The sequence below is a fragment of the Geodermatophilus sp. SYSU D00758 genome, assembly GCF_054049955.1.
Map to the genome: position 1 here is coordinate 92,597 of NZ_JBJGYK010000013.1, position 20,876 is coordinate 113,472.

19 protein-coding genes, 1 tRNA gene and 1 riboswitch are annotated in these 20,876 nt (G+C 75.9%); of the genes, 14 read left to right on the forward strand and 6 right to left on the reverse strand.

Annotated features, from left to right (window positions below):
* Positions 1-66: 66 nt before the first annotated feature.
* Together ACI8AC_RS11695 and ACI8AC_RS11700 are read right to left on the reverse strand one after the other, a co-directional pair.
* Entirely contained in the window at positions 67-843 is a 777-nt protein-coding gene (locus ACI8AC_RS11695; protein ID WP_456897937.1) for an ABC transporter permease, read from the reverse strand.
* 67 nt (positions 844-910) lie between these two features.
* Complete coding sequence (locus tag ACI8AC_RS11700; protein WP_456897938.1) at positions 911-1,804, reverse strand: universal stress protein; 894 nt, start codon at positions 1,802-1,804, stop codon at positions 911-913.
* A 175-nt stretch (positions 1,805-1,979) separates the two neighbouring features.
* Here ACI8AC_RS11700 and ACI8AC_RS11705 point away from each other — a divergent pair, with 175 nt between their 5' ends.
* From ACI8AC_RS11705 to ACI8AC_RS11725, 5 genes are all read left to right on the forward strand, one after another.
* Positions 1,980-2,612, forward strand: coding sequence for a hypothetical protein (locus ACI8AC_RS11705; RefSeq protein WP_456897939.1), 633 nt, complete (start codon positions 1,980-1,982; stop codon positions 2,610-2,612).
* Positions 2,613-2,712: 100 nt separating this feature from the next.
* Positions 2,713-3,546, forward strand: coding sequence for an alpha/beta fold hydrolase (locus ACI8AC_RS11710; RefSeq protein ID WP_456897940.1), 834 nt, complete (start codon positions 2,713-2,715; stop codon positions 3,544-3,546).
* Between the two features lie 373 nt (positions 3,547-3,919).
* Complete coding sequence (locus ACI8AC_RS11715; protein ID WP_456897941.1) at positions 3,920-5,020, forward strand: MFS transporter; 1,101 nt, start codon at positions 3,920-3,922, stop codon at positions 5,018-5,020.
* A gap of 132 nt (positions 5,021-5,152) precedes the next feature.
* A tRNA-Thr gene (locus ACI8AC_RS11720) sits at positions 5,153-5,225 on the forward strand.
* A gap of 274 nt (positions 5,226-5,499) precedes the next feature.
* Positions 5,500-6,123 carry a hypothetical protein gene (locus ACI8AC_RS11725; protein ID WP_456897942.1) on the forward strand — a complete coding sequence of 208 codons (624 nt, stop codon included), beginning with the start codon at positions 5,500-5,502 and terminating at the stop codon, positions 6,121-6,123.
* Between the two features lie 31 nt (positions 6,124-6,154).
* On the opposite strand, the gene ACI8AC_RS11730 is transcribed toward ACI8AC_RS11725, so the two are convergent.
* The gene (locus ACI8AC_RS11730; RefSeq protein WP_456897943.1) at positions 6,155-6,598 is read right to left on the reverse strand and encodes a DUF5313 family protein; all 444 of its coding nucleotides are present in this window, start codon (positions 6,596-6,598) and stop codon (positions 6,155-6,157) included.
* A gap of 108 nt (positions 6,599-6,706) precedes the next feature.
* Between ACI8AC_RS11730 and ACI8AC_RS11735 the strand changes: the two genes are divergently transcribed.
* The 6 genes from ACI8AC_RS11735 to ACI8AC_RS11760 all read left to right on the forward strand — a co-directional run bounded on the left by ACI8AC_RS11735 (position 6,707) and on the right by ACI8AC_RS11760 (position 14,020).
* A complete protein-coding gene (locus ACI8AC_RS11735) occupies positions 6,707-7,138 on the forward strand; it encodes a CBS domain-containing protein (protein WP_456897944.1) in 432 nt (143 codons plus the stop codon).
* A 43-nt stretch (positions 7,139-7,181) separates the two neighbouring features.
* Positions 7,182-8,099, forward strand: coding sequence for an EamA family transporter RarD (rarD, locus tag ACI8AC_RS11740; RefSeq protein ID WP_456897945.1), 918 nt, complete (start codon positions 7,182-7,184; stop codon positions 8,097-8,099).
* Between the two features lie 71 nt (positions 8,100-8,170).
* Complete coding sequence (locus ACI8AC_RS11745) at positions 8,171-8,560, forward strand: DUF3263 domain-containing protein (RefSeq protein WP_456897946.1); 390 nt, start codon at positions 8,171-8,173, stop codon at positions 8,558-8,560.
* Between the two features lie 107 nt (positions 8,561-8,667).
* Positions 8,668-10,119, forward strand: a complete 1,452-nt coding sequence (locus ACI8AC_RS11750) for a LytR C-terminal domain-containing protein (protein WP_456897947.1) — start codon at positions 8,668-8,670, stop codon at positions 10,117-10,119.
* 77 nt (positions 10,120-10,196) lie between these two features.
* Positions 10,197-13,142 carry an alpha/beta fold hydrolase gene (locus ACI8AC_RS11755; RefSeq protein WP_456897948.1) on the forward strand — a complete coding sequence of 982 codons (2,946 nt, stop codon included), beginning with the start codon at positions 10,197-10,199 and terminating at the stop codon, positions 13,140-13,142.
* A complete protein-coding gene (locus ACI8AC_RS11760; protein ID WP_456897949.1) occupies positions 13,142-14,020 on the forward strand; it encodes an ABC transporter permease in 879 nt (292 codons plus the stop codon). Before ACI8AC_RS11755 ends, ACI8AC_RS11760 begins: the two co-directional genes overlap by 1 nt.
* A 47-nt stretch (positions 14,021-14,067) precedes the next feature.
* Here the strand turns inward: ACI8AC_RS11760 and ACI8AC_RS11765 are convergent, their stop codons facing one another.
* Positions 14,068-14,889, reverse strand: coding sequence for an HAD family hydrolase (locus ACI8AC_RS11765; protein ID WP_456897950.1), 822 nt, complete (start codon positions 14,887-14,889; stop codon positions 14,068-14,070).
* 59 nt (positions 14,890-14,948) lie between these two features.
* A riboswitch (SAM riboswitch) is annotated at positions 14,949-15,065 on the forward strand.
* A 12-nt stretch (positions 15,066-15,077) separates the two neighbouring features.
* Here ACI8AC_RS11765 and thrC point away from each other — a divergent pair.
* The 3 genes from thrC (at position 15,078) to groL (ending at position 18,928) form a co-directional block, all read left to right on the forward strand.
* Entirely contained in the window at positions 15,078-16,397 is a 1,320-nt protein-coding gene (gene thrC, locus ACI8AC_RS11770; protein WP_456897951.1) for a threonine synthase, read from the forward strand.
* A gap of 199 nt (positions 16,398-16,596) precedes the next feature.
* A complete protein-coding gene (locus ACI8AC_RS11775) occupies positions 16,597-16,797 on the forward strand; it encodes a cold-shock protein (protein WP_091218572.1) in 201 nt (66 codons plus the stop codon).
* Between the two features lie 502 nt (positions 16,798-17,299).
* Complete coding sequence (groL, locus tag ACI8AC_RS11780; protein ID WP_456897952.1) at positions 17,300-18,928, forward strand: chaperonin GroEL; 1,629 nt, start codon at positions 17,300-17,302, stop codon at positions 18,926-18,928.
* Positions 18,929-19,049: 121 nt separating this feature from the next.
* On the opposite strand, the gene ACI8AC_RS11785 is transcribed toward groL, so the two are convergent.
* Both ACI8AC_RS11785 and ACI8AC_RS11790 read right to left on the reverse strand, forming a co-directional pair.
* Complete coding sequence (locus ACI8AC_RS11785) at positions 19,050-19,406, reverse strand: VOC family protein (RefSeq protein WP_456897953.1); 357 nt, start codon at positions 19,404-19,406, stop codon at positions 19,050-19,052.
* Positions 19,403-20,833, reverse strand: a complete 1,431-nt coding sequence (locus tag ACI8AC_RS11790) for a glucose-6-phosphate dehydrogenase (protein WP_456897954.1) — start codon at positions 20,831-20,833, stop codon at positions 19,403-19,405. The genes ACI8AC_RS11785 and ACI8AC_RS11790 overlap by 4 nt, the downstream gene beginning before the upstream one ends.
* Positions 20,834-20,876 lie beyond the last annotated feature (43 nt).

The following is a 20,876-nucleotide window of genomic DNA, read 5'->3' on the forward strand; positions in this document are numbered from 1 at the left end:
CCGACTGTCCCCCCTGGGTCTGCCCCGCAGCTGTCCGCTCCCTGTGAGGTGGCTGGACGCCCTCGCTCAGCGGGGCAGCGCGGTGAGGAGCCGGCCGCGGCCGACCAGCTCGGTGACCACCCAGACCGCGACCGTCTCCGCCGCCAGCAGGCCCACCAGCACCAGGAGCTGCGCCGCGCCGGCCTCCACCGGGCTGCCCCCGCCGAGCAGGACCCCGACGAAGGCGCCGGGCAGGGTGACCAGGCCCACGGTCCGGGTCTGGTCGAGCGGGGGCACCAGCGCGGTCGCCGCGGCGGGGCGGCCGATCTCCAGCAGGGCCTCCCGACGCAGCAGGCCGAGGGCGAGGGCCGCCTCGACCTCACCGCGCCGGTCGGTCAGCTCCTCGCGCATCCGCCGTCCGGCGAGGGAGGTCGCCGTCATGGCCCCGCCGACGAGGATCCCGGCGACCGGGATCACGGCCTCGCCCCGCAGCGGCACGGTGCCGCTGGCCAGGACGAGGGCGACCACCGGGGCCGCGCCGACCCCGATCGCGACCGCGGCCGCGGCCACCCGCCGGGGAGCGCCGGGGGAGCGGAGCGCCAGCCCGGTCGCCCGGCCCGCGGCCGTGACCGCCGCCACGGTGACCATGAGCAGCACGAAGGCGGCCGAGAGCGCCAGCGACCCGACCACCGCGAGCAGGACCGCGGACACCACGCCCAGCTGCAGCGTGGCCCGTGCGGAGGCGACCAGGACCGGTCGCTCCTGCCCCAGGCCGGAGAGGCGGCCCGCGACGGCGGCGAGCACCGCCAGCAGGACGAGCGCGACGGCGAGGCCCGGTCCCGGGTCGACGACGGAGGACCCCACGGGCGCCAATCCTCCCGGGCCCGCGGAAGGGGCCGGTGGGGCACCCCGGGGGGCGCCCCGCGGTGCCTCAGCCCAGCGCGTACACGTCCTCCCGCGCCTCCAGCCCGGTCCGCCGGTCCGGCGGCGGGACGAGCGCCATGGGGGAGGTGCAGTGCCGCAGGAGCCAGCGGTGCAGGGAGTCCTGCGACCGGTGCAGCAGCCCGCCGTGGCCGGCGCCGAGCACCAGGAGCGGCGTCGGGCAGGCGGCGGCCAGCACCCTGCCGCCGGTGGGGTGGGCCAGCGGCTCGTGGGTCGCGGCGAGGTCGGGGTGGCGGGCGGTCCAGGCGTCCGGGTCCGCGGTCCACGAGGCGGGGCTGCCGTGCTCGGCGTGCAGCACCAGCAGCGGCCGGGACAGGTGCGCGGCGGCCGCGGCGGCGAAGTCGGCCACCGGCTCGTCGTCCTGGGGGCGGTCGAGCCCGAGGACGGCGACCACCGGCCGGGACCCGCCGACCGCGGCGTGCCGCTGCCGGGGGACGACGACCACCGGCCGCGGCGAGCGGGCGGTGACCCGCTGCGCCACCGGGGCCAGCACCATCTCGTCGGGCGCTCCCGTGGTGGCGATGCCGAGCACGACCAGCTGGGCGTCGCCGGCGGCGCGGACCAGGGCGCTGACCGGGTCCCCGGCCACCGTCTCGGTGGACGCCGTCACCGACGGGGCCGCGTGCCGGGCCACGGTGAAGGCCTGCGCGGTGACCCCGCGGGCGCGGGGCAGGCCGGGAGGGGCCGCACCCGCCACGCCGCGGTGCGCCGCGGTGGAGGCCGCGTGCACGATGCGCAGCGGGGCCCCGCGGCGGGCGGCCTCCACCGCCGCCCAGCGCACCGCCTCCAGCGCGCACTCCGACCCGTCGGTGCCCACCACGACCGGAGCCGTGGGTCCGTCGTCCCCCCGCGGGGCGGCGGTGGGCTGGAGTGGGGTCGTCATCGACACGGGACACCTCCGCAAGGACTCGTCGTCCCCCCCGTGCCCCCCCAGGGTCCTCCGTCCGGACCGGCCCGGGAAGCCCCCGGCGTGGCGTGTGCGTCCGGGTGCACCGGGTAGTGCGACACCGGGTGCCACGCCCGCGCCCGGTCCCGGCCCGTGTCCCTGGAGGCTGCAGGTGTCCTTCGACGGTCCCCTCGTCCGGCCCCTGCTCGCGGTCCTCGCCGTCCTCGGTGCCGTGGTGGGCGTGGTGGGCGGCCTGGCGCTGCCCCTCAGCGGGATCGTCGCGGTGGTGCTCGCCGGGCTGGTGTCCGGCTGCCTGGGGGCCGGCCTGGCCCGCGAGTCGGCCCGGGGGGACCGCCGGGCGGTCGCCGACGCGGCCTGGCGCTGCGCGGCGGTGGCCGTCGTCGCCCTGCTGGTGCTCTCGGGCACCTCGGTGCTCGGCGGTGCGGTGCTCAGCCTGCTCGTGGCCGGCGGCGCCGCGCTGGGCGGGCTGGGCTGGTGGCTGGCGCGGGAGCGGCGGGCCGACCTCGAGGCCGCACGGCCGACCGCGGTCGGCCACCTCGACGGTCCCCTGCCGCCGGTGGCCGGCCTGCCGACCGAGGAGCTCGGCCGCGAGTGGACGCGCACGACGGCTGCGCTGGCCGGGCACCTGGACGTCGGGACCCGGCAGCGCCTGGTGGCCCGCCGGCAGGAGACGCTCGACGAGATGGAGCGCCGCGACCCCGACGGCTTCGCCCGCTGGCTGGCGGCCACGCCGCTACCGGGCAGCGACCCGGCCGGTCACCTGCGCGACGGCGACCCCGCCTGACCGAACGGCCCGCCGGGCAGGGGCGGGCCCGCTGCGCCGGCCGGCAGCGGCGTGGCCGAGGTCATGGCCTGCGGTCCGAGCCCCCGGGTAGTCCGGGTCGGTGACCTCCTCGCTGTCCCTCACCCGCTCCGGATCGGGGGAACCCCTGCTGCTCCTCCACGGCATGGGCAGTTCCCGGCGCGACTTCTCCGCCGTGCTGCCCGAACTGCGTGCGAGGTTCGACGTGCTCAACGTCGACCTGCCCGGCGTCGGGAGGTCGCCGCACCTGGGGACGCTGCCCACCGTGCCCGCCATCGCCGACGCGGTCGAGCGCACCCTGGACGAGGAGGGGGTCGGCCGGGTGCACGTGCTCGGCAACTCCCTCGGCGCCCGGATCGCCCTGGAACTGGCCCGGCGCGGCCGGGCCGTGTCGGTGGTCGCGATCGCGCCGTCCGGGCTCAACGTGCCGCCGGAGCGGGTCTACCAGGGCATCGGCATGGGGACGGCGCGCATCGTCATGCGCACCCTCGACCCCCTCCTCCCGCACGTGTCCCGCTCGGCGCTCGGCCGAGCCGCCCTGCTGGCGCCGTTGAAGGCCCGGCCGTGGAGCACCTCGCGGGAGGAGGCCATCGGCGCCGGGGAGGGCTTCTCCGCGTCCCGTGACTTCTGGCGCACCCTCCTGTGGGCCCTCCTGCTGGACGTCCCCCGCGGTATGGACCGCATCGACTGCCCGGTCACGCTGGTGCAGGGGGCAGCGGACTGGATCGCCTCGGGCCAGACCGTGCGCTACCTGCCGTTGATCCCCGGCTCCCGCTTCAGCCCCCTCCTGATGGCCGGCCACGCCCCGCAGTCGGACCGGCCGGCGACGATCGCCCGCCTCGTCCGGGAGACCGCAGGCCGGGCGGTCGGACGGACGGGTGCAGGCCGACCGGCGACCGTGCTCGCGGCCGCGTAGCCCTGCCAGACCGGCGGGCCGCGCACGCCGTCGCCCGCACCGGGCCGGCCCGTGGCCGACGCGGTGGCGGGCCCCCGACGGAGGCGGCACCCGGTCGTCGCGGTGGCTGGCCGCCGGACGGTCCGCCGGTGATCAGCCCGGTGAGGTGGCAGCCCCGTGCCCGGGGGGTAGGAGTCGTGGCGTCGTCAGACCTCGTGGCAGACGGTCGGTCACCCGTTCGAGTGCGGAGCGGCGGGGGACGGGTCCGCCGGGCGGCGCGTCGGCCCGTGGACCAGCAGAGGGGACCGCCACCCACATGGTGAACCGAAGTCCGGACGTGCGGTTCGCAGCGTCACCCGGTCATCTGGCGGTCGCGGGCCTCACGGCGATCGCGGTGTCCTTCGCCTTCGCCCGGTACGGGTACGGGCTCTTCCTGCCGCAGTTCCGCGAGTCCTTCGGCCTGTCCACCGGGGCCGCGGGACTGCTCGCCGCCGGCGGGTATGCCGGCTACCTGCTGGCCTTGCTGGCCACCGGGGTGCTGGTCGGCCGGACGGGGCCGCGCCTGCTCGTCCTGGTCGGCACGTCAGCGGCGACCCTGGGGACGGCCGTGATCGCCGCGTCGCCGAACACCGTGGTGCTCGCGGTCGGGGTCTGCGTCGCCGCGACGAGCCCGGGTTGGTGCTGGGCGCCCTTCTCCGACGCCGTCGCCAGGCGGGTGCCCCGGGACCGGCGACACCGCACCCTGTCGGTGATCACGTCGGGGACGACGTTCGGCGTGCTCGTCTCCGCCCCGGTGGCCTGGCTGACCGCCGAGGGGTCCACCTGGCGGCTGGCGTGGGCCGGCTTCGCCGTCCTCTCCCTGGGCTCGGCGGTCTGGAACGCGCTGCTGCTGCCCGGTGGACCCGATCCGGGGCGCACCACGTCGGGCACCTCGGGGTGGCGCTGGCTGCGGCGCGTCGGTAGCGCGCCACTCCTCCTCGGCAGCGCCGGGTTCGGTCTCACCAGCACCGTGTACTGGACCTATGCCGTCGACCGCGTCGCGGGTGCACCGGACCTGCCGGACGCCGCGGCACCGGTGTTCTGGGTCCTCGTCGGCGGCAGCGGGATCGTGGGCACCGCCACCGGTCACCTGGTGGCCACCGGCGGGCTGCGGCGGACGCTGGTCGCCGCCTCGGTCGCGCTCGGCCTGGCCTCCGCGCTGCTGGTCCTCCCGCCGTCCTGGACGCTGCTGGCGGCCTCGGCGGTGCTCTTCGGCTCGAGCTTCATGGTCCTGTCCGCACTGCTGGTGATCTGGTCCGGCGAGGTGTTCCCGGAACGACCGGCCACCGGCTTCAGCGCCGCCCTGTGCGCCCTGGCCCTCGGCGCGATCGCCGGGCTCCCCCTGCTCGGCGGCTACGCCGAGGCCCGCGGACTGCCCCTCATGTTCGCCGTGAACGCGGCGCTGGTCGTCCCGGTGCTGCTGCTGCGCCCGCGGTTCACCCGGCCGGCTGCCTGATGGTCCGCCGGACCAGGGCGACACCGCGAGCCGGCCCGTCCCGTCACCCGGGGCCGACGCCGCGTCGTGGAGGCCGCGGAGTTCCCCCCTGCGGTGTCCCTATCCTTGTCCCGGGACCTGTCCCCATGTCCCGCCGGCGTGGCGCAACTGGCAGCGCACCCGACTTGTAATCGGGCGGTTCGGGGTTCGAGTCCCCGCGTCGGCTCTCCTCCTGCCTCCCTGGGAGTTCCGTGACTCCCGGGTGACGGCTCGGCGGCGTGGCTGCGGTCCCCCGGCCGCGCCCCCGAGGGGCGATCCGGCTCCTCCACCAGCGCGGCTGCGCCGAGCAGCCACCGAGCCGGTGGTCACGGGACTGCGACAGACGATTGCAGCTCGGTGACACACCGCGCGGTTCCGCGTTCCGCCCGTCGGCAGGGGCACCGCTCGTGGTGCCAGAGACCGAGGCGGGCCGTGCGGCCCGCCGTGCGAGGAGGTACGAGATGAGCACCAGCAGCAAGGCGGTCCCGGGTCTTCGTGGGCGGGCCGGCCGCGGCACCGCGGCGGTGGTGGCGATCGGGCTGGGCCTGGCCGGGATCACCGGCTGCAGCGACTCCGCCGGCCCGGAGGCCGGCCAGGTCACGACCGAGGACCTCCAGGAGATCGAGGACCAGGTGGCCGGCCTCGACGAGCGCGTCGGCGTGCTCGAGGAGGGCGGGGGCGACGCGGGGGTGGACGCCGGGGTCGGCGCCGGCGCAGAGGACGACACCGACGCCTTCTTCGGCGACAGCCAGAGCTACGTCGGCCAGGAGGTCACCGTCAGCGCCGAGGTGTCGGAGCTGGTGACCACCACGGACATCGGTTCCGCGTTCCGCATCGCCGGTGAGCAGGGCGACCCGGTCGCCGTGGTGTCGGCCAACCAGCCGGTGGAGCTCGAGCAGAACGACGTCGTCCGGGTGACCGGCACGGTCGTCCAGGTCCAGCGCGACACCTTCGAGCAGGACTTCGGGGTCGCCGCCGACGAGCTGTTCCAGGACGCCGACGGCTGGTTCGAGGAGGAGGAGGGCTCCATCGCCATCTCGGCCGACGAGGTCGAGGTCCTGCAGGAGCAGGCCGGCGACAACTGACCGGCACACCGCAGGGACGGCGCCGGGCGGCTCAGTCGAAGCTGCCCGCGCCGTCCCGCCGGTAAGGGGAGGAGCGCTCGAGGCGGTCGCGCTCGATGCGCCGCTCCCGCAGCCGCGCGGCCGTCCCGACCGGGTAGCCGGCCTTGGCCACGCGGTGCTCGGTCGTCTCCACCATGAACGCCAGGGAGAAGACCAGCCCCATCAGCACGCCACCGGCCGCGGCGGACAACCGGTAGACCAGCGGCACGGGGACGGCGACCAGGCACAGGACCAGCACGGGCGCCAGCTGCACCAGCGCGCGGGTGAGGTGGCGGCCCACCCAGCCCGGGCGCGTGGTGTCGGAGAGCACCCACGGGGACAGCCGGGACGGCAGCCCGCCGCCCAGCGCGTAGCGCAGCCACTGCAGCGGCGAGGGCCGGTCGGGGGCCGACGAGGCGGTCCGGCCGGCGGTGGCGCCACGGGTTCGGAACGGCACGTCTCGACGGTAGGCCGCCGGACGGCTCCCGCCCACCGCACGGGGATTGCCCCGGAGGACCGGCGAGGAGCAGACTGCGCGCCACCGCCTCGTCCGGGGAGACCCGCCGTGCACATCCGCTCCCTGCTCCGCCGCAAGGGCTCGGCCGTCACCACGATCGCCGCCTCCGCCAGCGTCCGGGAGGCCCTCGACCGCCTGGCCGAGCACGGCATCGGCGCGCTCGTCGTCTCCCCCGACGGGCGCACGGTCGAGGGCATCGTCTCCGAGCGCGACATCGTGCACGGCCTGCACCAGCACGGGACGGGCGTGCTCGACCAGCCGGTCTCGGCGGTCATGACCGCCGAGGTGCGCACGTGCGTCCCCGGGGCCGGGGTCGAGGAGCTGGCGCGGACGATGACCGACCACCGGGTCCGGCACGTGCCGGTCGTGGACGACGGCGTCCTGGTCGGCATCGTCTCCATCGGGGACGTCGTCAAGGCGCGGCTGGACCAGCTCGAGGAGGAGCGCGCCCGGTTGGTGGACTACATCCAGACCGGCTGAGACCGGCCCCCGGCCCGTCGGCACCCGGGCGTACCGTGCCCGCGTGGACGAGCGGCGGCTGGGTGTGCTCTCGGGACTGGCCGCCTACGGCATGTGGGGCCTGTTCCCCCTGTACTTCCCGCTGCTGGAGCCCGCGGGCGGGGTCGAGATCGTGGCCCACCGGGTGGTCTGGTCGCTGGTCTTCGTCACCCTGCTGCTGACCGTCGCCCGCTCGTGGGCCGCGGTGCGCGCCGCGGTCGCCGACCGGCGCACGCTGCTGGTCCTGCTCGGTGCGGCGCTGCTCATCGCCGTCAACTGGCTCGTCTTCGTGGTCGCGGTCAACTCCGGCCACGTCGTCGAGACCTCGCTGGGCTACTTCATCAACCCGCTGGTCAGCGTGCTGCTCGGCGTCGTCGTGTTCGCCGAGCGGCTGCGGCCCTTGCAGTGGGTGGCCGTCGGCATCGCCGCCGTCGCGGTCGCCGTGCTCACGGTCGACTACGGCCGGCCGCCGTGGATCGCGCTCGCGCTGGCCGCCAGCTTCGGCCTGTACGGCCTGATGAAGAAGCTGGTGCGGGTCACGGCGGCCCCCGGGCTGTTCGTCGAGACCGCCCTGGTGGTCGTCCCGGCCGTGGTCGTGCTGGCCGTGCTGCAGGCGCGCGGCGAGGGGACGGCGGGCACCGCGGGCACCGGGCACCTGCTGCTGCTCATGGGCTCGGGCGTGGCGACGGCGATCCCGCTGCTGCTCTTCGCCGCGGCGACCCGGCGGGTGCCGCTCTCGACGGTCGGCCTGCTGCAGTACATCACCCCGCTCATGCAGCTGGCGATCGGCGTCTTCGTCTACCGCGAGCCCATGCCGCCGGCGCGGCTGGCCGGGTTCGTCATCGTCTGGGTGGCCCTCGCGGTGTTCACCGCCGACAGCCTCCGCCAGGCCCGGATCGGGGCCCGCCGGAGGGCCGCCGAGGTGGCGCCCGCACCGGTGTGAGCGTCGCGCCCGGACCGTCGTCCCCCGGGGCTACCGTCGGGGTTGCACGGCACTCCAGGGAAGGACCTCCGATGTCGCTCGACCCAGCTCCCGCGGTCTCCCCGCCGGGGGGCGAGGGGAACCCGCCGCCCGCCGCCACCGAGCCCGCCCGCACCGAGCCCGCCACCCGGGCACCCGCCACCGAGCCCGCACCGCCGCCCGCGGGTCTGTCCCGCCGCGAGCACGAGATGCTCCTCTTCGAGCGGCAGTGGTGGCGCCGGCCCGGGGCCAAGGAGACCGCGATCCGGGACCGGTTCGGCGTCCCGCCGACCCGCTACTACCAGGTGCTCAACGCCCTGGTCGACCAGCCCGCGGCCCTCGCGGCCGACCCCCTGCTGGTGCGCCGGTTGCGCCGGGTCCGCGCCGCCCGCGGACAGCGTCGCTCGTCCCAGGTCCTGGGCAAGGGGGGTTCGGCGGGCTAGATTTGGTCACCGTGGGCAGGCACGCGGCGTCAGGCAGTGACGTATCGGAGCGCGGGAGCGCCCCTCTCCCGCACGGCCGCCGCCGTACCGACCTGCCCCGACGGCCCGTGGAGCCCGACCTCGACGACCAGCCCACCACCCCCGGCCGCAGCCGCGCCGACCGCCGCCGCGAGGGGCTGCTGCCGGTGGCGGAGGACCCGGGCCGCCGCCGTCCGGCCCCGCCGCGCCCGGTGCCGCCCGCCGCCGCCCGCTCGGGCGGTCCGCTGCGGCCCGTCCCGGCCCGGCCCGGCGCCGCCGCGCAGGGCCCCCGCACCGTCGAGCCCGCGCGCCCCCGTGCGGGCGAGCCGGCGCGCACGCCGGAGCCCGCGCCGCTGACCCGCCCCCGCCTGCCCGTCCCGCCGTCCTCGGCACCACCGGCCGCCTCGGCGCCCGTGCACGTCGGCCCGAGCACCACGGTGGCGCCGTTCCAGGCCGTGCCCACCCCCGGGTACGGCGAGGACCCGCTGGACGACGAGCCCCCCGCCGCGCCGGAGCGGCCGTCGGCCACCGCGCCGGCCTGGGCGCCCGCCGCGACGCCCGGGCAGCCCGCGCCCGACCAGCCCGGCTACCGGGACTGGACCAGCCCCTCCGGCGACGAGCGCCCGGTCGCCCCGGCCACCGAGGCGATCCCCGACCGCACCCCGGCCCGCGGCCGGGTGGCGGCGCCCGCCACGGAGGCCATCCCCGACCGCACCCCGGCGCGCGGCCGCGACGACGACTCCCGCGACGACGACTCCCGCGACGACGACTCCCGCGACGACCGCCACCACGACCACCGGGCCCACGACCACCACGACGACGGGGACGGCCGCCGCCCGGCCGCCGTCCCCGGACCGGTGACCGGACCCACGACCGGCTTCACCACCGGCGTGGTGGGCGGCCGCGCCGCGCTGCGCGCCGAGCGGCAGGCCCTGGACGCCGAGCGCCGCAAGGCCGCCCGCCGTGCCGGGGTGAGCGCCTCGGCCCTGCGCGCCGCCGACCCGGAGAGCCGGCCCTCGGGCGTCCGGCGGGCCGCCACCGGCCTGCTGGCGGTCGCCGTCGTCGCCCTGCTCGTCCTCGGCGTCTACTCCTTCACCGCACCCGACGCCCGCGAGGCGGCGCGCAGCCAGGCCGCGCCCGCCACGGCGACCCCGGTGGCATCCGCGCCCGCCGTCCCCAGCGCGCTGCCGTCGCTGTCGGTGGCGCCGCTGCCGCCGGTGGAGGAGGAGGCCCCGGCCGGCCCCGTGCGCAGCCCCGTCACCGTGCTCAACGCCACCGGCATCAACGGCCTGGCCGCCGACATCGCCGCCGCCCTCGGCACGAAGGGCTGGGAGTCCCCGGGCGTCGGCGCCTACACCGGCGGGGACGTCGCCGCGACGACCGTCTACTACACGCCCGGGGACGCGACCCAGCAGCAGGCCGCCGAGCAGCTGGCCCAGGACTTCCCGCAGATCACCACCGTCGCCACCCGCTTCTTCGAGGTGCCCGACGTCGCGGCCCCCGGCATCGTCGTCGTCGCCGCGGGGGACTGGCGGCCCTGAGCGGCCGCCCCGGACGGCCGGCGGCCCCGAGCGGCCGCCCCGGAACACCGGACGCGGCTCGCCCGTTGGGCGCTTTCGTGCGTCCCGTCCCCGGGTCCGCGCGTCCCCGCCCGCGCCCCGGCGCGCGCGCGACGCTCGCGGCCCTGCTCACCGCTCTCCTCACCGCCGCCCTGCTCGCCGGCACCCCGGCCGCGGCCGCGGCGGAGGACGGGTCGGGGGGCGCGATCGCCACCGAGGAGGCCCGCGTCCCCTCCGGCAGCGGGGCGGACGCCGTCGAGCTCGACACCACGCTGTTCGTCCCCGAGTCGGCGACCCCGGCCGACCCCGCGCCCGCCGTCGTCATCGCCCACGGGTTCGGGGGCAGCAAGGCCTCCGTCGCCGAGGACGCCCGCGCGCTGGCCGCCCGCGGCTACGTCGTCCTCACCTACTCCGCGCGCGGGTTCGGCGCCAGCACCGGGCAGATCGGGCTCAACGACCCCCGGTACGAGGTCGCCGACCTCTCCACGCTGCTCGACCGCCTCGCCGAGCGCGACGACGTGCTGCTCGACGCGCCGGGCGACCCCCGGGTCGGCGTCACCGGCGGCTCCTACGGTGGCGCGCTGGCCCTGCTCGGGGCGGCCTACGACGACCGCGTGGACGCGATCGCGCCGCAGATCACCTGGAACTCCCTGACGACCGCCTTCTTCCCCTCCCGGGTGGGCGATCCCGAGCCCGCCACGGTGGCCGCCGCCCCCGCGACCGGCGATACGGGCGTCTTCAAGCAGGTGTGGGCCGGGCTGTTCTTCAGCATCGGCGGGGCCCCCACCGGGGGCCTGCTCGACGCGCTGGGCGGCGGGCCCGGCGGCGACGGCCCCGGTGGCGACGGCCCCGGTGGCGACGGCCCCGGCGGCGACGGCCCCGGCGGGACGGCTCCGGCCGTGGACCCGGCGTCCCTGGACCCCGCGGCGGTGGGGCAGCTGCTGACCTGCGGCCGCTTCAGCCCCGAGGTGTGCGCCGCCTACCAGGACGCCGCGACGACGGGCACGCTCACGCCGGAGATCGCCGCCGTGCTCGACCGGAGCAGCCCCGCCGGCGTGCTGGACCGCGTCGACGTGCCGACCCTGCTCGTGCAGGGCACCCAGGACTCGCTGTTCGGCCTCGACCAGGCCGACGCCAACGCCCGCGGCATCGCCGCCACGGGCGCCCCGGTCGCGGTCGTCTGGTACGAGGGCGGGCACGACGCCCCGGCCTCGGCCGGCACCACCGAACGGCTGCGCGAGCGGGTCGCCGGCTGGTTCGACCGGTACCTGCGGGACCCCGACGACCCCGCCCGGGCCGGTGACGGCGGCCCGGCCTTCGAGTTCCCCGCGCCCACCGGCGTCGCCAGCGGCCTCTCCGTCCAGGGCGGCGGCAGCCGCACCGTCACCGCCGACGCCTACCCCGGCCTGGACGGCACCGCGCCGGCCGAGCGCACCGCCGTCCCGCTGACCGGGGGCGGGCAGCCGGTCAGCGCCCCCGCCGGCGGCTCACCGGCCGCGCTGACCACCTACCCCGGTCTCGGGGCGCTCACCTCGGCCCTGGGCGGCACGACGATCGAGATCCCCGGCCAGTCGGCCGCCTTCGAGAGCGCGCCGCTGGACGAGGCCGTCGAGGTCGTCGGCGCGAGCACCGTCGACCTCGCGGTGACCGCGCCCGGGGGCACGGCCACGCTGTTCGCCAAGCTCTACGACGTGGGGCCGGACGGGGTGACCACCCTCCCCGCCGGCCTGGTGGCACCGCTGGCGCTCACCGGGCTGTCGGCCGACCCCACCGCCCCGACGACGGTGACGGTCACGCTGCCGGGCATCGTGCACCGGTTCGAGCCCGGCCACACGATGCGCGTCGTCGTGTCGACCACCGACCAGGCCTTCGCCCTCCCCGCCGAGCCCACCGTCTACGGCATCGCGCCGGTGGGGGACGGCGCCGTCCTCGCCGCCCCGCGGGTACCGGGCGAGACCAGCGCCACCGCCGGGCTCACCCGCTGGTGGGTGCTGCTCGGCGTCCTCGTCGCGCTCGGCCTCCTCGGCTGGCTGGCCGCCGTCCTCTGGGGGCGCCGGCGCCGGCGCGTCGTCTCGCACGTCGAGCCCGACGGCGAGGACGTCCCGCTGCGCTTCACCGGCGTCAGCAAGGCCTACAAGGACGGCTTCGTCGCCGTCCGGGACCTGTCCTTCGAGGTCCGCCGCGGCCAGGTGCTCGGCCTGCTCGGCCCCAACGGCGCGGGCAAGACCACGTCGCTGCGCATGCTCATGGGCCTGATCCGGCCGACCGAGGGGCGGATCAGCATCTTCGGGCACGCGGCCGGGCCCGGCGCCCCCGTGCTCTCCCGGCTCGGGTCCTTCGTCGAGGGCACCGGCCTGCAGCCGCACCTCTCCGGCCGGGACAACCTCCGGCTGTACTGGGCCGCGACCGGCCGCCCGGTCGAGGACGCGCACATGGAGGAGGCGATCGAGGTCGCCGGCCTCGGCGCGGCCATCGACCGGCCGGTCCGCCGCTACAGCCAGGGGATGCGGCAGCGGGTGGCGATCGCCCAGGCGATGCTCGGCCTGCCCGACCTCCTGGTCCTCGACGAGCCGACCAACGGGCTGGACCCGCCGCAGATCCACGCCATGCGCGAGGTGCTGCGCTCCTACGCCGCCACCGGCCGCACCGTGATCGTCTCCAGCCACCTGCTCAGCGAGATCGAGCAGACCTGCAGCCACGTGGTCGTCATGGCCAAGGGCCAGAAGATCGCGCAGGGCACGGTGGAGGAGATCGTCGGCGCCGGGGGAGCGGTGCTCGTCGGGCTCGCCGACGGCGGTGACGCCGACCGGGCGGTCGCGGTCCTCGAGGGGTTGCCCGGGGTGTCCGCCGAGCGGACCGACGAGGGCGTGGTCGCCGAGCTGGACGGCACCGGCCGGGCGCGGGCGCTGCACGCCCTGGTCGAGGCCGGCGTCGAGGTCGAGGCGTTCACGCCGCGGCGGCGGCTCGAGGACGCGTTCCTCGCGCTGGTGGGGGAGGAGGCCTGATGGCGACGACCGAGCGAGGCGCGGTCCAGGCGACCGGTGCGGTCGCCGGGTACCGGCCCGGGCGCACGCTGCGGCTGTCGGTGGAGCTGCGCCGCCAGTTCAAGCGCCGGCGCACCCTCGGCGTCCTGGCGCTGATGGTGGCCCTGCCGCTGATCCTCATCGGCGCCCTGCAGCTGGGCGGCAGCGAGGAGGCGGCGGAGAACAGCCGGATCAACCTGGTCGACGTCGCCACGGCCAGCGGCCTGAACTTCACGCTGTTCGTGCTGTTCGCCACGACGTCGTTCTTCCTCGTCGTGGTGTACGCGCTGTTCTTCGGCGACACGGTGGCCGTCGAGGCGCAGTGGGGCTCGCTGCGGTACGCGCTGGCCACGCCCGTCCCGAGGGCCCGCCTGCTGCGGCAGAAGTGGTACGCCGCGCTGGTGCTCTCGGTGGGGGCGCTGGTCACCCTCGTCGCCGTGGCGCTGGTGGCCGGCGGCATCGCCTTCGGCTTCGGCGACCTGCGGACACCGGTCGGGCTCACCCTCGACCAGGGCGAGGCGCTGCTCCGGCTGACCGGGATGGTCGGCTACCTCGCCGTCCACCTGCTCGTCGTCGGCACCCTGGCCTTCTGGCTCTCCACGATCACCGACGCACCGCTGGCGGCGGTCGGCGGCGCGGTGTTCACGATGTTCGTGTTCGCCATCCTCGACCAGGTGGAGCAGCTGGGGTCGATCCGTGACTGGTTCCCCACCGCGGAGGAGTTCGCCTGGACCGACCTCCTGCAGACCCCCGTCGACTCCGGCGACCTCTTCCGCGGGGTCGTCCAGTCGCTGGTGTACGCGGCGGTCTTCACCGCGCTGGGGTTCCGCCACTTCGCCCGCCGCGACGTCACGTCGTAGCAGGAGCGGAGTGCCACGGCGCGGGAAACGCGCCCGTGGCACTCCGCTCACAGGCTGGCGCGGACGGCCTGGGCCCAGCCCTCGCCCATCGGCGCACCGGTCACGGTCGCGTTGGGGACGGCGGCGATCCGGTCGGCCATCCCGTCGACGACCGCCCCGTTCGCGGTGATGAACAGCCGGCCGACCGCGGGTGCCATCTCCAGGTCGCTGACGCTGTCGCCGATCGCCACCGCGTCCTCCGGGCCCAGCCCCCGCCGCGCGAGGTCCCACGCGATCGCGGAGCCCTTGGAGATGCCGCGCGGCATGAGGTGGTAGACCCGCGGCGGGGCCGGGTCCGGCGCCAGCGTCATGCGGGTCGTCGCCGGGATCGCCCCGTTGTCCTTGAGGGTCAGCCAGCCCAGCCCGCGGGCGGCCAGGTCGGCGTCCACGGCCAGCGGGTCCACCCGGCCGCGCAGCAGCGCGTCGGTCGTGTGCGTGGCGTGCCACGGCGCGTGCCACTCCAGCCGGCCGGGGTGCGCGGCCACCAGGTCCTCGACGACGCCGAGCTCGGCCATCACCTCCATCGGCGTACGGCCGGCGTGCGCGGCGGGCAGCTCCCCGGTCATCCGGTGCACCCCGCGCCCGGCGTCCCAGCTGACCACCGAGCCCAGCTCGGCGATGGCGCCGTCCGCCGCGAAGATGCGCCCGGCCTCGACCACCTGCTCGAACGTCCGCCCGCTGACCAGCACCAGGGCCACGCCGGCCCGGTGCAGGTCGAGCAGCGCCGCCGCGGGGTCGGCGGTCAGGTCCCGGCCGGCGGTGTGCCAGAACGACCCCCGCGGGCCGACCATCGTGCCGTCGAGGTCGGTGTAGACGATGCGCGCGCTCACCCGCCCATCCTGGCCGGATCCGCGGGGGCGCCGGCCGCCCGGGTAGACTCCCACCGTTCCACTCATCCAGAGGGGCAGAGGGACACGGCCCGACGAAGCCCCGGCAACCGCCGCACTGCGGAAGGTGCCAATTCCGTCCCGCCCGGCTCGACGGCCCGGCGCGGGGAAGATGAGGAGGTAGTCGTCGCATGACCCTGACCGCTCCCAGCTCCACCAGGACGGACGCAGCTCTCCAGGCGGACTCCAGCGCGGGTGGCCCCGTCCCCCCGTGCCCGGCCCGCGGGCTGGTCTGCCGCAACTGCGGCGCGACCTTCGGCCTGATCGCCGAGCACGCCTGCGCCGAGTGCTTCGGCCCGCTCGAGGTCGACTACGACCCCGACCTGCTCAAGGCCGTCACGCGGGAGCAGATCGAGGCCGGCCCGCAGAACATCTGGCGCTACGCGGCCCTCCTGCCGGTCGGGCAGGACCCCGCCGACCGCGTCTCCCTCGACCCGGGCATGACGCCGCTGGTGCGCGCGGACCGGCTGGCCGCCGAGCTCGGCCTCACCGGCGGGCTGTGGGTCAAGGACGACTCGGCCAACCCCACCCACTCGTTCAAGGACCGCGTGGTCTCCCTGGCCGCCACCGCTGCCCGCCGCCTGGGGTACACCAAGATCGCCGCGGCCTCGACGGGGAACCTCGCCAACTCCGTGGCCGCGCACGCCGCCCGGGTCGGGCTGCCCTCCTACGTCTTCATCCCCGCCGACCTGGAGCCGGGCAAGGTCGTCCAGTCGGCCGTCTACGGGCAGACGCTGGTCGCCGTCGAGGGCTCCTACGACGACGTCAACCGGCTGACCAGCGAGCTCGCCGAGACCGACGAGTTCGAGGACACCGCGTTCGTCAACCAGAACGTCCGGCCCTACTACGCCGAGGGCTCCAAGACGATGGGCTACGAGATCGCCGAGCAGCTCGGCTGGCGGATCCCGGCCCAGGTCGTCATCCCCATGGCCTCGGGTTCACTGCTGACCAAGGTGGACAAGGCGTTCCGCGAGCTGGCCGCGGCCGGCATCGTCGAGGGCACCGAGTGGCGGGTGTTCGGCGCCCAGTCGGCCGGCTGCGACCCGATCGCGACGGCCTTCGACAACGGGTGGGACGTCGTCAAGCCGGTGAAGCCGACCGGCATCGCGAAGTCGCTCAACATCGGCAACCCCGCCGACGGGCCGTACGCGCTCGACGCCATCCGCCGCACCGGCGGCTCGGTCGGCCGGGTGGGCGACGCCGAGATCGTCCAGGGCATCCGCGACCTCGCGCGCACCACCGGCGTCTTCGCCGAGACCGCCGGCGGGGTGACCGTGGCGGTGCTGCGGCAGCTGGTCGAGGACGGCCGGCTGGACCCGAGCCGGGAGACCGTCGTCCTCAACACCGGTGAGGGGCTCAAGACCCTCGACCCGCTGCAGCCGGTCGTCGGGCCCACCCACCGCGTCGAGCCGTCCCTGCGGTCGGTCCGGTCGGCGGGGCTCATCGGCTGATTGGTACAGTCGAAGCCGTTCCGGAAGGGTGCTGCCCACCCTCCGGCGTGACTCCTGCGTGAGGTCTCTCTCACCTGCGCTCCCGTGCTGTACCGTCTCGCGCGGTTCGAGTTCCACGTTCGTGTCCGACGGGCGGGAGAGCGAGTAACCCGGCCCCGGTCAGCGGGGTTCGTCCGCACGCACGAATGCAGGAGCGCACGTGGCACAGGGCACCGTGAAGTGGTTCAACGCCGAGAAGGGCTTCGGCTTCATCGCCGTCGACGGCGGTCAGGACGTCTTCGTCCACTACTCGGCCATCCAGATGGACGGCTACAAGAGCCTCGACGAGGGCCAGCGGGTCACCTTCGAGGTCGTCCAGGGCGAGAAGGGGCCGCAGGCGGACGCCGTCCGCGTCGCCTGAGCCACCCAGGTCCGCACCGAGGCCCGGTCCCCCAGGGGGGCCGGGCCTCGGTGCCGTGCACATTGTCGGCCTACCGGCCTCCACCCGCGGCCAGGTGCCGTCCCGGTGTGCGTTGAGCCGCCGCGATCGCGTCCCTCCTCGGGGACCCTCCGGGCCCCGCTCGTCGGTCGCCCACGCGGCCAGGTGCCGTCCCCCTGCTGAGCGGAGCCGGCGCACCCGCTGGTCCGCCTCCGCGGGGGCATGACCGGCGGGAGGCCGCCGACGGAAACCGTGCGAGCCCGGTCACGCCGGCCGGGAACAGGCGCCGGTCACCCCCCGTTCTTGCACTCGGCAGGTGCGAGTGCCAGACTCTCGATTGGCACTCGACAGTGCCGAGTGCCAACCAGGTCGGAACGGTGAGGCACTGGTGTGCGGACCGACGGAGCGTCCGCGGCGCCGGTGTCGTCCGTCGCGGGCGCCGGTCCCGGCCGTGCAGCGATCCATGCATGGAGGACATCACCACATGGCCAAGATGATCGCCTTCGAGGAAGAGGCCCGCCGCGGTCTCGAGCGGGGCATGAACACCCTCGCCGACGCCGTCAAGGTGACCCTCGGTCCGAAGGGCCGCAACGTCGTCCTCGAGAAGAAGTGGGGCGCTCCCACCATCACCAACGACGGTGTGAGCATCGCCAAGGAGATCGAGCTCGAGGACCCCTGGGAGAAGATCGGCGCCGAGCTGGTCAAGGAGGTCGCGAAGAAGACCGACGACGTCGCGGGTGACGGCACCACCACCGCCACCGTGCTGGCCCAGGCGCTCGTGCGCGAGGGTCTGCGCAACGTCGCGGCCGGCGCCAACCCGATGGCCCTGAAGAAGGGCATCGAGAAGGCCGTCGAGTCGGTCACCGAGTACCTCCTCTCGACCGCGAAGGACGTCGAGACCAAGGAGCAGATCGCCGCCACCGCGTCGATCTCCGCCGCCGACGCCGCCATCGGTGAGCTCATCGCCGAGGCGATGGACAAGGTCGGCAAGGAAGGTGTCATCACCGTCGAGGAGAGCAACACCTTCGGCCTCGAGCTCGAGCTCACCGAGGGCATGCGCTTCGACAAGGGCTACATCTCGCCCTACTTCGTCACCGACGCCGAGCGCATGGAGGCCGTCCTCGACGACCCGTACGTGCTCGTCGTCAACTCGAAGATCAGCTCGGTCAAGGACCTCCTCCCGCTGCTGGAGAAGGTCATGCAGTCGGGCAAGCCGCTGGCCATCATCGCCGAGGACGTCGAGGGCGAGGCCCTCGCGACCCTGGTCGTGAACAAGATCCGCGGCACCTTCAAGTCCGTCGCCGTCAAGGCCCCGGGCTTCGGTGACCGGCGCAAGGCCATGCTGACCGACATCGCCATCCTCACCGGTGGCCAGGTCATCAGCGAGGAGGTCGGCCTCAAGCTGGAGAACGCCGGTCTCGAGCTGCTCGGCCGGGCCCGCAAGGTCGTCGTCACCAAGGACGAGACGACGATCGTCGAGGGCGCCGGGGACACCGACCAGATCCAGGGCCGGGTCAACCAGATCCGCGCCGAGATCGACAAGTCGGACTCCGACTACGACCGCGAGAAGCTGCAGGAGCGCCTGGCCAAGCTGGCCGGTGGCGTCGCCGTCATCAAGGCCGGCGCCGCGACCGAGGTCGAGCTCAAGGAGCGCAAGCACCGCATCGAGGACGCGGTGCGCAACGCCAAGGCCGCCGTCGAGGAGGGCATCGTCGCCGGCGGCGGCGTCGCCCTGGCGCAGGCCACCACCGTCGCGTTCGAGAAGCTCGAGCTCGAGGGTGACGAGGCCACCGGCGCCAACATCGTGCGCGTCGCGCTCGAGGCGCCGCTGAAGCAGATCGCCATCAACGCCGGCCTCGAGGGCGGCGTCGTGGCGGAGAAGGTCCGCGGGCTCGACACCGGCCACGGCCTCAACGCCGCGTCCGGCGAGTACGTGAACCTGGTCGAGGCCGGCATCATCGACCCGGCCAAGGTCACCCGCTCGGCGCTGCAGAACGCCGCCTCCATCGCGGCGCTGTTCCTCACCACCGAGGCCGTCATCGCCGACAAGCCGGAGAAGGCCGCCCCGGCCATGCCCGGTGGCGACGGCGGCATGGGCGGCATGGACTTCTGATGGAGGACCCCGTCCTCCCCGCCCCTCGCTAGCTCGGGGCCGGGGCCCGGGACGGGGCGGTCCCAGGACGTCACCGCAGGGGCGGTCCGCATCGCGGGCCGCCCCTGTGGCGTCCCCGGGGTCAGTCCGGGGCGAAGCAGCAGAACTCGTTGCCCTCCGGGTCGGCGAGGACGTCCCAGCCGACCTCGTCGTCCCGGGCCCGGAGCAGCGTGGCACCGGCGGCGAGCAGGGTGGCGGTGTCGCCGACGACGTCGAGGTGCACCCGGTTCTTCACCGACTTCGGCTCCGGCACCGGGTTGACCCAGATCGGGGGGCCGGCGCCCGTGGGGTCCTCGATCGCCACCGGGTCCGCTGCCGGCCGGTCGGCGTGCCGGCGCGCGTAGCCCAGGGCGGCGCACCACCAGTCGGCCAGCGCCTGGTGGTCCCGGGCGTCGAGGCATAGGTCCTTGAACCGGGCGGGCGCGGCCACGGTCGTCACCGCCGCCCGTCGCCGAGCAGCCACCCGCAGGGCTCGGCCAGCGCCTCGGCCTCGGCCGGCCCCCAGGAGCCGGGGGCGTAGCCGTGCACCGCGGGCGGGTCCTGCTGCAGCGGGGCGAACGCCCGCCAGGCCTGCGCGAGCCCGTCGCTGCTGGTGAACAGCGACCGGTCGCCCACCAGGACGTCGTGCAGCAGCGAGGCGTAGGGCGGCAGCGGCGTCCCGCCCGGGACGTCGGCCAGCTGCAGCGTCGCGGTCGCCCGGGCCAGCGCGAGGTCCGGGCCGGGCTCCTTGGCCACCAGCGCCAGGTCCACCGCCCCGGAGCCGGACAGCGACAGCGACAGCACGTTGCCGTGGCCGGGCGGATCGGTGACCGGCCCCTCCGGGACGCGCATCAGCAGGCTGACCCGCTGCTCGCTGACCGCCATGCGCTTGCCGGTGCGCAGCACGAACGGCACGTCCCGCCAGCGGTCGGTGTCCACCCACAGCCGGGCGGCGACGTAGGTGTCGGTCCGCGAGTCGTCGGCCACGCCGTCGATGCCGGTGTAGCCGTCGAACTGGCCGAGCACCACCTCGCCGGTGTCGAGCGGCCGGAAGCAGGACAGCACGGCCTCGCGCGCCCGGCGCAGGTCGTCGGGGGCGAAGCTGGCCGGGGGCTCCATCGCCACCTCGGCGGCCAGCTGGAACAGATGGGTGACCAGCATGTCCAGGGCCGCGCCGGTGGCGTCGTAGAAGGCCGCGCGCTGGGCGACGTCGAGTTCCTCGGGTACGTCGATCTGCACCTGCGCGACGTGCTCGCGGCTCCACAGGTGCTCGAACATGCCGTTGGCGAACCGCAGCACGTGCAGGTCCTGGGTGCCCTCCTTGCCGAGGAAGTGGTCGATCCGGAAGACCTGCTCCTCGTCGAGCACGGAGAGGACCAGGTCGTCGAGCTCCCGGAAGGTCTCCGCCGAGGTCCCGTACGGCTTCTCGTAGACCACCCGCGCACCCTCGGCGAGGCCGTGCCGCTGCAGGCCGCGGGTGAGGTCGTCGAAGGCCTCGGGGGGGACGGCGAGGTAGTGGACCAGCTGCACGTCCCCGCCGAGGTCACTGCGGACCCCCTCCAGGACGTCGCCCAGGCTGCCGGGGTCGTCATCGGAGAACCCGCCGCCGGCGAAGCGCAGCCGGCCCGCGAAGTCCGCCCAGAGGCGCTCGGCGTCCCCGTCGCCGTCCCCCAGCGGCCCGAACTCCTCCAGGGCGGCCCGGGCGAGGTCGGTGAACTCCTCGTCCGACCGCTCGCCCCGGCCGCTGCCGATCAACCGCCAGTCCGCCGGCAGCAGATCCTGGCGGGCGAGGTCGAAGAAGGCCGGGAGCACCATGCGCCGGGAGAGGTCCCCGGTGGCGCCGAACAGGACGAAGACGGTGGGCGGCAGGTCGGTCACGGCGGTCACGGCGCTCCCTCGGCGGTCGGGCTGCGGTCACCGTCCCCGGTGC

Coding starts and splice junctions, on each gene's coding strand:
- ACI8AC_RS11700 (WP_456897938.1), bottom strand. CDS start 1,804: ATGACGACCCCACTCCAGCCCACCGCCGCCCCGCGGGGGGACGACGGA.
- ACI8AC_RS11745 (WP_456897946.1), top strand. CDS start 8,171: ATGTCGCTCGACCCAGCTCCCGCGGTCTCCCCGCCGGGGGGCGAGGGG.
- groL (WP_456897952.1), top strand. CDS start 17,300: ATGGCCAAGATGATCGCCTTCGAGGAAGAGGCCCGCCGCGGTCTCGAG.
- ACI8AC_RS11725 (WP_456897942.1), top strand. CDS start 5,500: ATGAGCACCAGCAGCAAGGCGGTCCCGGGTCTTCGTGGGCGGGCCGGC.
- ACI8AC_RS11760 (WP_456897949.1), top strand. CDS start 13,142: ATGGCGACGACCGAGCGAGGCGCGGTCCAGGCGACCGGTGCGGTCGCC.
- thrC (WP_456897951.1), top strand. CDS start 15,078: ATGACCCTGACCGCTCCCAGCTCCACCAGGACGGACGCAGCTCTCCAG.